The organism is Acidovorax sp. (assembly GCF_046339755.1).
Taxonomy (GTDB): domain Bacteria; phylum Pseudomonadota; class Gammaproteobacteria; order Burkholderiales; family Burkholderiaceae_C; genus Acidovorax.
In genome coordinates, this window is the sequence record NZ_JBKDTZ010000354.1 from 1 (window position 1) to 8,111 (window position 8,111).

An 8,111-nucleotide genomic window follows, 5' to 3' on the forward strand; every position below is an offset into this window, starting at 1 on the left:
CGGCTGGACAAGGCACTGTTTGACTGAGGTCCTTTTCGCCCGGCCATGAAAAAAGCGGCCCGCGGGCCGCTTTGTCGTTGAGGTCGCTGCGATCAGCGGCCGACCTTGAGCAGTTCCACGTCGAACTTGAGCGTGGCATTCGGCGGGATCACGCCGCCCGCACCGCGCGCGCCATAGCCCAGGGCTGCGGGGATGATCAGCGTGCGCTGGCCGCCGATCTTCATGCCCTGCACGCCTTCGTCCCAGCCCTTGATGACCATGCCGGCGCCCAGGGAGAACTCGAACGGGTCGTTGCGGTCGCGGCTGGAGTCGAACTTGGCGCCTTGTTCGCCATTGTTGTAGAGCCAGCCGGTGTAGTGCACCGAGACGTTCTGGCCCTTGGTGGCTTCGGCGCCTTCGCCCACGGTGGTGTCTTCGTACTGCAGGCCGGATGCGGTGGTGGTGAGTGCCATGGAAATCCTCAGGTGTTCATTGGGGAGGGCGGGGCGGGCGTTCAGGATGCACGCCCGGCCCGAAAAGAGCTGATTCTACTTACGCGACCGGCTTCTTCACCCGGCTGGCCACCCAGCGGGTGGCAAAGGCCTGCACGTCGCTCAGGCGCTTGAGCAGGTCGGTGCCCGAGGGGGTGACGGTGTAGCCGTCGCTGCCGTGGTCGACCAGGCCGGCCTCGCGCAGCTCTTTGATGCGGGTGTTCAGGGTGTTGGGGGTGATGCCGCCCACGCTGTCCTGCAGCAGGCGGAAGGTCTGGGGGTGTCCGTCGCGCAGGGCCCAGAGCACCCGCAGCGCATAGCGGCATTCCAGCCGTTCGAACAGCTGGTTGATGGCGAAATTTTCCTTGGAGCTCATGCAAGCTTCTCCTCGCGCGGTGTGTGTCGAAAACTCTGGCGGCCCGCCGGACACTGCCCGCAAGACGCTGCCAATATAGCTTGGAAACGATTTTGCTACAAGTTTGGTAGCTCTGAACGCAGTACTGATATGCGCAAACCCCATTAACCAGGGGTCTTTCTTGCGAAGTGTTGCGGCACTGCCACGGCCGGGTGAAACAGGTAGCATGCCGGGCAACGGGGCGCGCTGCCCCGCAGGAAATCCATGGAACACAAGCACCTGCACGAGGCCAACCGGCTGTCCTGGAACGCCGCCACCCGTGCCCATAACCGCCACAAAGGGGACCAGGCCGCCTTTTTCCGGGCCGGCGGCTCGCCGCTGTTCCCCGAAGAGGTCGCGCTGCTGGGCGACCTGCACGGCCAGGCCGTGCTGCACCTGCAGTGCAATGCGGGGCAGGACAGCCTGGGCATTGCCCGGCTGGGCGCGCGGGTGACCGGCGTGGACATCTCTGACGAGGCGATCACCTTTGCCCAGGCGCTGTCGGAGGCCAGCGGCGTCGCCGCCGGGTTCGTGCGCTCGGATGTGTACGATTATTTCGATGCGCTGCTGGCGCCGGGAGGGCAGGGCGGGTCGTTCGACACCGTGTTCAGCTCTTACGGCACCATTTGCTGGCTGTCGGACCTGGAGCGCTGGGCGCGCGGCATCGCGGCGGCGTTGCGCCCGGGCGGGCGTTTCGTGTTTGTGGAGTTCCACCCGGCGGCCCTGGTGTTCGACCCGCAGTGGCGGCCTCGCTATGACTACTTCAATGACGCGCCAGTGCACGAGGCCGGCGTGGGCGACTTTGTGGGCGAGCCCCTGGAGGCCCGCGAAGGGCTGGAGGTGGCGGCGCCCGAAGAGTTCGTCAACCCCCACCCCAGCCACGAATTCGCCTGGGGCGTGGGCCGCGTGGTGGCGGCGCTGCTGGCCGCCGGCCTGCGGCTGGAGGCGCTTGAAGAGTATCCGTACATGAACGGCTGGTGCGCCTTCGAGGGCATGCAGGACCTGGGTGGGCGGCGCTGGGGCATGCCCGCCGGCATGGCGCGCATGCCGCTGATGTACTCGTTGGCGGCGCGCAAGGCACCCGAGGGCACGCCGCCCGCTTCCTGATGGTCCGGGTTTTCAAGGGCTGCCGCCCCCGCGCACCGGCCAGCGCTCGCGGGCCCGGTCGGAACCGTTTATCGTCCTCACCCATGAATGCTTGCCTGAATCTTTCCTCGTCTCCCTCTGCTTCCGAATCCGCTGGCACTGCCTCTGCCTGTGCCACTGCGCCCCTGCCCCTGGCCGGCCTGCGCGTGGTGGAGTTCACCCACATGGTCATGGGCCCTACCTGCGGCATGGTGCTGGCCGACCTGGGGGCCGAGGTCATCAAGGTCGAGCCGGTGGATGGCGACCGCACGCGCCACCTGCTGGGCGCAGGCGCGGGGTTCTTTCCCATGTTCAACCGCAACAAGAAGAGCATTGCACTGGACCTGCGCAAGAGCGAGGGGCTGGAGGTGGCGATCCGCCTGGCCTCGTCGGCCGACGTGGTGGCGCAGAACTTCAAGCCCGGCGTGATGGCCAAGTACGGGCTGGACTACGCGGCGCTATCGCGCCTGAACGAGCGCCTGGTGTATGTGAACCACGCGGGCTTTCTGCCCGGGCCCTACGAGCACCGCACCGCGCTCGACGAGGTGGTGCAGATGATGGGCGGCCTGGCCTACATGACGGGGCGCCCCGGGGATCCGCTGCGCGCGGGCAGCAGCGTGAACGACATCATGGGCGGCATGTTCGGTGCCATTGGCGCCATGGCCGCGCTGATGCAGCGTGCGGCCACCGGGCGCGGGCAGGAGGTGGATTCGGCCCTGTTCGAGAACAATGTCTTCCTGGTCGGCCAGCACATGATGCAGTACGCCGTCACGGGCCAGCCCGCGGCGCCCATGCCCGACCGCATCTCCTCCTGGGCCGTGTACGACGTGTTCAGCGTGAAGGACGGCGGGCAGATTTTTTTGGCGGCGGTGAGCGATGCGCAGTGGGTCACCTTCTGCGATGCCATGGGCTATGCCGACCTCAAGGCCGATGCCGGCCTGGCCACCAACAACGATCGCGTGCGCGCCCGGGGCACCCTGCTGCCCGAACTGCGCCAGCGCCTGGCACTGCACACGGCCGAAGAACTGTCGGCCATCTTCGAGCGCCATGGCCTGCCGTTCGCGCCCATCATGCGGCCCGAGCAGCTGTTCGACGACCCGCACCTGAATGCCACGGGTGGCCTGGCCGACATCACGCTGCCCGATGGCGAGCGTGCTGGTGAAACTGCGCGCGTGACCCTGATGCCCTTGCGCATGGACGGCCAGCGCATGGCCGTGCGCACCGACCCGCCACGCCTGGGCCAGCACACGGCCGAGCTGCTCGCCGGCCTGGGCTACACGCCCGCCCAAGTGCAGGCGCTGCACGCAGCGTCAGCGGTCGCGTAGGGCACGGCCCTTCTGGGGGCTCAGAAGCTGTAGCGCATGTTCAGGTGGAAGCTGCGCGGCGCGCCCCAGGTGTAGTGCAGGCTGCCGAAGTTGGTGACGCCTGCGAAGTACTTCTTGTCCAGCAGGTTGTTGATGTTGGCGCCCACGCTCAGGTGGCGATTCACCTGGTAGCGCGCCATGAGGTCCACAAGCCAGTAGGGCTTCTGGGCCAGCGTGGCGGCATCGTTGCGGGTGGAGGTCTCGCTCTGCCAGCGGGTGGCAGCGCCCACGGTCAGGCCTTGCAGCGCGCTGCCGCCCAGGCGTTAGGTGGTGCCCAGCTTGAACTGGTGCGTGGGGTGCTGGCTGGCGCTGGTCAGGCTGCTGCTCTGCGTCACGTAGCTGCCCTGGACCTGCCAGCCTTTGGCGATCTCACCGGAAAGCTCGACCTCCCAACCGCGCCGCGTGGCACCGGTGACGGCACGGTAGGCCATGTCTCCGGACGGCGTGAGGTTGCCGGTTTCCTCCGCGGTGTTGTCGGTCTTCATCCAGAAGTGGCTGATGGCGGCGTTCAGGCGCTTGTCGAAGAACTCCCCCTTGGCGCCGATCTCATAGGTCACGCCCTTCTCGGGCGGCAGCACACGGCCTTGCTCGTCCTGGCCGCTCTGTGCCTCAAAGATGTTGGTGTAGCTGCCATACAGCGAGACGTTGGGGTGTACGTGGAGCACCAGGCCGGCGTAGGGCGTCACCACGCCGTGCTCCTTGAGGTCGTAGTTCCACCAGAAGGGCGTGGTGTCGCGCTGCGCGTAGTCGGTCACGCGTACTCCGGTGATCAGACTGAGCGGGTCGGCCAGGTGAAAGCGCCCTGCCGCATAGGCGTAGTGCTGCTTGCGCGAGAACAGGTTGGCGCCATAGGTGTAGCGGCTCCAGTCGGGTGTGGGGATCTGCGCGCCGCCATCGGCGTAGGCCAGTCCCAGGCTGGTGAGCTGAGTGCGCACGCTGTTGCTGGTCTGCATCTCGCCGCGGTAGCGCGCGGTGCCTGCGCCCATCAGCAACTCATGCTTGCGGCCAAAGAGTTCGAGGGGGCCCTTCACGTCGAGGTTCACGGTCCAGTTGCGGTTCTCGATGTCCTGGTAGGGCGCGGTGGCGACACTGCTGCGGTCGTACAGGTAGCCGAGCAGCATGTCGTCCATCTGCACGCTCTGGTGCGAGAACTGCAGCCTGGCCGACCAGTCGCCGGCAAAGCGGTGCTCCACGCTGCCGAAGACATTGAGCGCATCCTGGTCGTAGCCGGCCCAGGGCGCGCCGGGGTTGAACGAGCGCGGCAGCCAGGCCACGGCCTCGCCGGTGCTGGTGGTGCGCTGGATGGGCTGGGTGCTGCCCATGCCGCGCAGCTCGCGCCGGCGGTAGGTGAAGCCAAGGTTGGCCGTGGTCTGTGGCCCGATGTCGGCCTCCAGCGCGCCGAACAGCATCTGGCTATTGCTCTTTTCATGGTCGCGGAAGGAGTCTGCGTCCGACACCGAGGCCACGATGCGCCCGCGCATACTGCCGCTGGCGTTGAGCGGGCCGCTCACATCCACGTCGCTGCGCAGGGTGTTCCAGCTGCCCAAGCTGGCGCCCGCATGCGCCTGGAATTCGGCGGTGGGGCGCTTGCGCACCAGGTTCACGGTGGCGCCTGCGCTGCCGTAGCCGTTGACCAGGCCTGAGGAGCCCTTGAGCACCTCGATGCGGTCGATCTCGGCCATGTCGTCCAGTGCATACAGGGTGCTGGTGAAGTAGTACCAGCCGCTGGTGAGCTGGCGCACGCCATCGGTCTGCAGGTTGACGCTGGAGCCGCGTGCCTGGAAGTCGGTGGCATTGCCCTGGCGGTAGGTGCTGATACCGGGGGTCTGCTCCATCACGTCGGTCAGTGTTTCGAGCTTGAAGTCGTCCATGCGCTGGCGTGTCATCACGCTGACGGTCTGCGGAGTCTCGCGCAGCGAGAGGCCGAGCCCCGTGGCCGTGCTGCTGGGGCCGCGTGCGGTGTAGCTGCCCGTGCCCTCGGTGGTGGCATCGTTGCGCGGTGCCTCGGCCGTCACCCGCACTTCCGACAGGGTGACGCTGCCGGCCGGCGCTGCCGCGCCGGGTGCCGTGCCCGGTGCCGGAGCGCGCCGCAGCGTATAGGTGCCGTTGTCGGCCACCACGGCCAGCAGGCCCGTGCCCGCCAGCAAGGCTGACAGGGCCTGGGGTGGTGCGTGGTTGCCCTGCAGGCCGGGGCTGCTGCGGCCCTGCACCAGGTCGGGCGTGTAGGCCAGCAGCACGCCCGAGGTTTTGGCAAAGGCCGTCAGCGCGGGCTCGAGCGGGCCGGCGGGGATGCTGTAAGCGGTAGTGGTGGGGCGGACTGCGTGCGCGGCTGGCGCCTGGGCATGCGCAGGCGCGCTGGCCGTGGTGCCCAGCCCCGCGAAGAGGGCGCTGGCCAGCGCTGCGGTGAATGCGGCCGTGGGGGCGCAGGGCGAAACGGGGGCAGGGCACGTTGTGGGGCGCGCGGAGCGCCGGGAAGCGGTGGGCATGGTGGTCGGTGAAGGAGGTAGGAAGGGATGGGATCGGCGTGTTCCCTTCCTTGTCACGCGAGCGCGCAAAAGGTACAGACCCTGGCGCAAAAAAATCGAGAACCGTTTCAGCCGCGCCCGTTCAAGACCCATTCAAGGGGCCGATGCGCACCCAGCAGCGCACCGGCATACGCACCTCGACAGGCAGCACCTGGGCCAGCGAGTGCAATATTCGGTCCGTGTCTGCCAGCGGGAAGACACCCGACAGCCGCAGGTGCGCCACCTCGGGCGCCACGCTGACCATGCCGCTGCGGTAGCGCCGCAGCTCGGCCACGAAGTCCGACAGGCGCGTGTCGGAGGCCACCAGCACACCTTCGGCCCAGGCCGGCTCTGCGGTGTGGGCAGCGGGGGCGGTGGCCGCAGCGGGCGTGAGCCGGGCCGATTGGCCGGCATCGACGCGCACGGTGGCGCCGGGTTGGCGCGCGGGGCTCAGCTCCACCGCGCCTTCGTAGACCGCCACTTCGCTGGTGTTGCTGGCGCTGCCGCCGTCGTGCCGCACCGTGAAGCGGGTGCCCAGCGCGCGGATGCGCCCAGACGGTGTGTCCACCACGAAAGAGCGGGGCATTGCGGCAGGGTCGTGCGCCGTGGCGACGAGCACCTCGCCTTCGCGCAGGAGCAGGCGGCGCAGCCCGTCGGTGTAGCGGATGTCCAATGCGCTGCCGGTGTTGAGAACGATGCGGGTGCCGTCGGGCAGGGTGGTGCTGCGCTGCCCGCCCTTGGCGGTGCGCAGGTCGGCCCCCCAGCCGCGCCAGGGCAGTTGTTCGTAGCCCATCCAGGCCGCAGCGCCTCCGATGGCGAGGCCGCCGATGCCGCGCAAGGCATGGCGGCGGCGGGGCGATGCGGGGCTGGCCAAGGTGCTCACTGCCGTTGCGGCGGTGAGCATGCCGGTGGCGCTGTGGCCGCGCAGGCGCGCATTGGTGGCCTCGATGTGCTGCCAGGCCTGCTCGTGCTGCGGATGGGCGGCGCGCCAGCGCTGCCAGTCGGCGCGGCTTTCGACCGTGGCCGTGCCTGACCACAGGTGCACCAGCCATTCCACGGCGGCATCGACCACGGGGGCGGGTAGAGCGGTGCCGGGTGGCGGATGAACGCTCATGCGCAACCGCCAGGGAAATAGCAATGCCGGATGGCCCGCGCCATGTACTGCTTGACCGAACTGAGCGAGACGCCCATGCGCTCGGCGATCTCGGCATAGGGCATGCCGTCGAGCTGCGCCCAGAGGAAGGCGGTGCGCACCTTGGGCGGCAGACCGTTGAGGATGGCGTCGATTTCCAGCAGCGTCTCGAGCACGATGGCGCGGTCCTCGGGCGAGGGCGCCAGGGCCTGTGGCATGTGGACCAGCGTTTCGAGGTAGGCTCGCTCGATCTCGCGGTGGCGCAGGTGGTTGGCCACCACGCGTTTGGCCACGGTGGTCAGGAAGGCGCGCGGCTCGCGGATGTCGGCCAGCGCCGTGCGCGACTCGATCACGCGCAGGTAGGTGTCCTGCGCGAAGTCGGCCGCATCGCCCGCATGGCCCAGCCGGCGCTGCAGCCAGCCCCGCAGCCAGCCGTGGTGCTGTACATAGAGATCGGTCAGCGCGTGGGGCTGGAGCATGGGAGTGCGGGAGACGGCGCGAGCGCCCATCAAAATTTTAGGAATGATAACCATTCTTATTTTATCCTTGCCACCTTCCACGGCCCATCGGCTGGCCGCATGGCCGCCATTCCTTGTGGCCCCAAGGTAAAGATTTGGCAAATGCAAATGGTTGTCATTCTCTGAAACTAGAATGTCGGCTTCGCATCCGGCGCACCGGCCTTCTTGCTGCAAGGTTCCCCGCGCACTCCCCTCCAGGCATGAACAAACCACAGGACAACCGGCGCCGGTCTTACTGGCTCAAGACGCTGCACGAATGGCATTGGGTCAGCTCGGCCATGTGCCTCATCGGCGTGCTGCTGTTCGCGGTGACCGGTTTCACGCTCAACCATGCCGGGCAGATCGAGGCCAAGCCCAAGGTGGTGAGCCAGCAGGCCAGCGTGCCAGATGCGCTGCTGGCGGCGATCAAGGCGGCGCCGCGCCCCGCCAAAGACCGCGGGCCGCTGCCCGCTGCGCTGCTGGACTGGGCGCGCACCCAATGGTCGGTGGACGCGGCGGGGCGCGAGGCCGAATGGTCGGCCGATGAGATCTACGTCTCGCTGCCGCGCCCCGGTGCCGGCCTGGTGCTGCGCGATGATTCCATGCAGGTACTGCAGCCTGGCGG

7 protein-coding genes and 1 pseudogene are annotated in these 8,111 nt (G+C 68.2%); 3 read left to right on the forward strand and 5 right to left on the reverse strand.

What is annotated here, in order from left to right; translation table 11 throughout:
- Positions 1-92 precede the first annotated feature (92 nt).
- Positions 93-452 carry an FKBP-type peptidyl-prolyl cis-trans isomerase gene (locus ACK59X_RS30925; RefSeq protein WP_055398683.1) on the reverse strand — a complete coding sequence of 120 codons (360 nt, stop codon included), beginning with the start codon at positions 450-452 and terminating at the stop codon, positions 93-95.
- A gap of 79 nt (positions 453-531) precedes the next feature.
- Positions 532-846, reverse strand: a complete 315-nt coding sequence (locus ACK59X_RS30930; RefSeq protein ID WP_409962700.1) for a winged helix-turn-helix transcriptional regulator — start codon at positions 844-846, stop codon at positions 532-534.
- Between the two features lie 243 nt (positions 847-1,089).
- Here ACK59X_RS30930 and ACK59X_RS30935 point away from each other — a divergent pair, with 243 nt between their 5' ends.
- Together ACK59X_RS30935 and ACK59X_RS30940 are read left to right on the forward strand one after the other, a co-directional pair.
- Positions 1,090-1,971, forward strand: a complete 882-nt coding sequence (locus tag ACK59X_RS30935; protein WP_409962702.1) for a class I SAM-dependent methyltransferase — start codon at positions 1,090-1,092, stop codon at positions 1,969-1,971.
- A gap of 83 nt (positions 1,972-2,054) precedes the next feature.
- Complete coding sequence (locus tag ACK59X_RS30940) at positions 2,055-3,314, forward strand: CaiB/BaiF CoA transferase family protein (protein ID WP_409962704.1); 1,260 nt, start codon at positions 2,055-2,057, stop codon at positions 3,312-3,314.
- Between the two features lie 20 nt (positions 3,315-3,334).
- Here the strand turns inward: ACK59X_RS30940 and ACK59X_RS30945 are convergent.
- The 3 genes and pseudogenes from ACK59X_RS30945 to ACK59X_RS30955 all read right to left on the reverse strand — a co-directional run bounded on the left by ACK59X_RS30945 (position 3,335) and on the right by ACK59X_RS30955 (position 7,468).
- A pseudogene (locus ACK59X_RS30945) lies at positions 3,335-5,971 on the reverse strand (TonB-dependent siderophore receptor).
- Entirely contained in the window at positions 5,961-6,971 is a 1,011-nt protein-coding gene (locus ACK59X_RS30950; protein WP_409962706.1) for a FecR domain-containing protein, read from the reverse strand. Before ACK59X_RS30950 ends, ACK59X_RS30945 begins: the two are co-directional and overlap by 11 nt.
- Positions 6,968-7,468, reverse strand: a complete 501-nt coding sequence (locus ACK59X_RS30955; RefSeq protein ID WP_409962708.1) for a sigma-70 family RNA polymerase sigma factor — start codon at positions 7,466-7,468, stop codon at positions 6,968-6,970. The genes ACK59X_RS30950 and ACK59X_RS30955 overlap by 4 nt, the downstream gene beginning before the upstream one ends.
- A 239-nt stretch (positions 7,469-7,707) precedes the next feature.
- On the opposite strand from ACK59X_RS30955, the gene ACK59X_RS30960 reads away from it, so the two are divergent.
- Positions 7,708-8,111 (forward strand): PepSY-associated TM helix domain-containing protein (locus ACK59X_RS30960; protein WP_409962710.1); only part of this gene is annotated, 404 nt, incomplete at its 3' end.

Excerpts from the sequence above, each read along its gene's own strand:
- ACK59X_RS30950 (WP_409962706.1), bottom strand. The coding sequence starts at position 6,971 with ATGAGCGTTCATCCGCCACCCGGCACCGCTCTACCCGCCCCCGTGGTC.
- ACK59X_RS30925 (WP_055398683.1), bottom strand. The coding sequence starts at position 452 with ATGGCACTCACCACCACCGCATCCGGCCTGCAGTACGAAGACACCACC.
- ACK59X_RS30940 (WP_409962704.1), top strand. The coding sequence starts at position 2,055 with ATGAATGCTTGCCTGAATCTTTCCTCGTCTCCCTCTGCTTCCGAATCC.
- ACK59X_RS30935 (WP_409962702.1), top strand. The coding sequence starts at position 1,090 with ATGGAACACAAGCACCTGCACGAGGCCAACCGGCTGTCCTGGAACGCC.
- ACK59X_RS30930 (WP_409962700.1), bottom strand. The coding sequence starts at position 846 with ATGAGCTCCAAGGAAAATTTCGCCATCAACCAGCTGTTCGAACGGCTG.
- ACK59X_RS30955 (WP_409962708.1), bottom strand. The coding sequence starts at position 7,468 with ATGCTCCAGCCCCACGCGCTGACCGATCTCTATGTACAGCACCACGGC.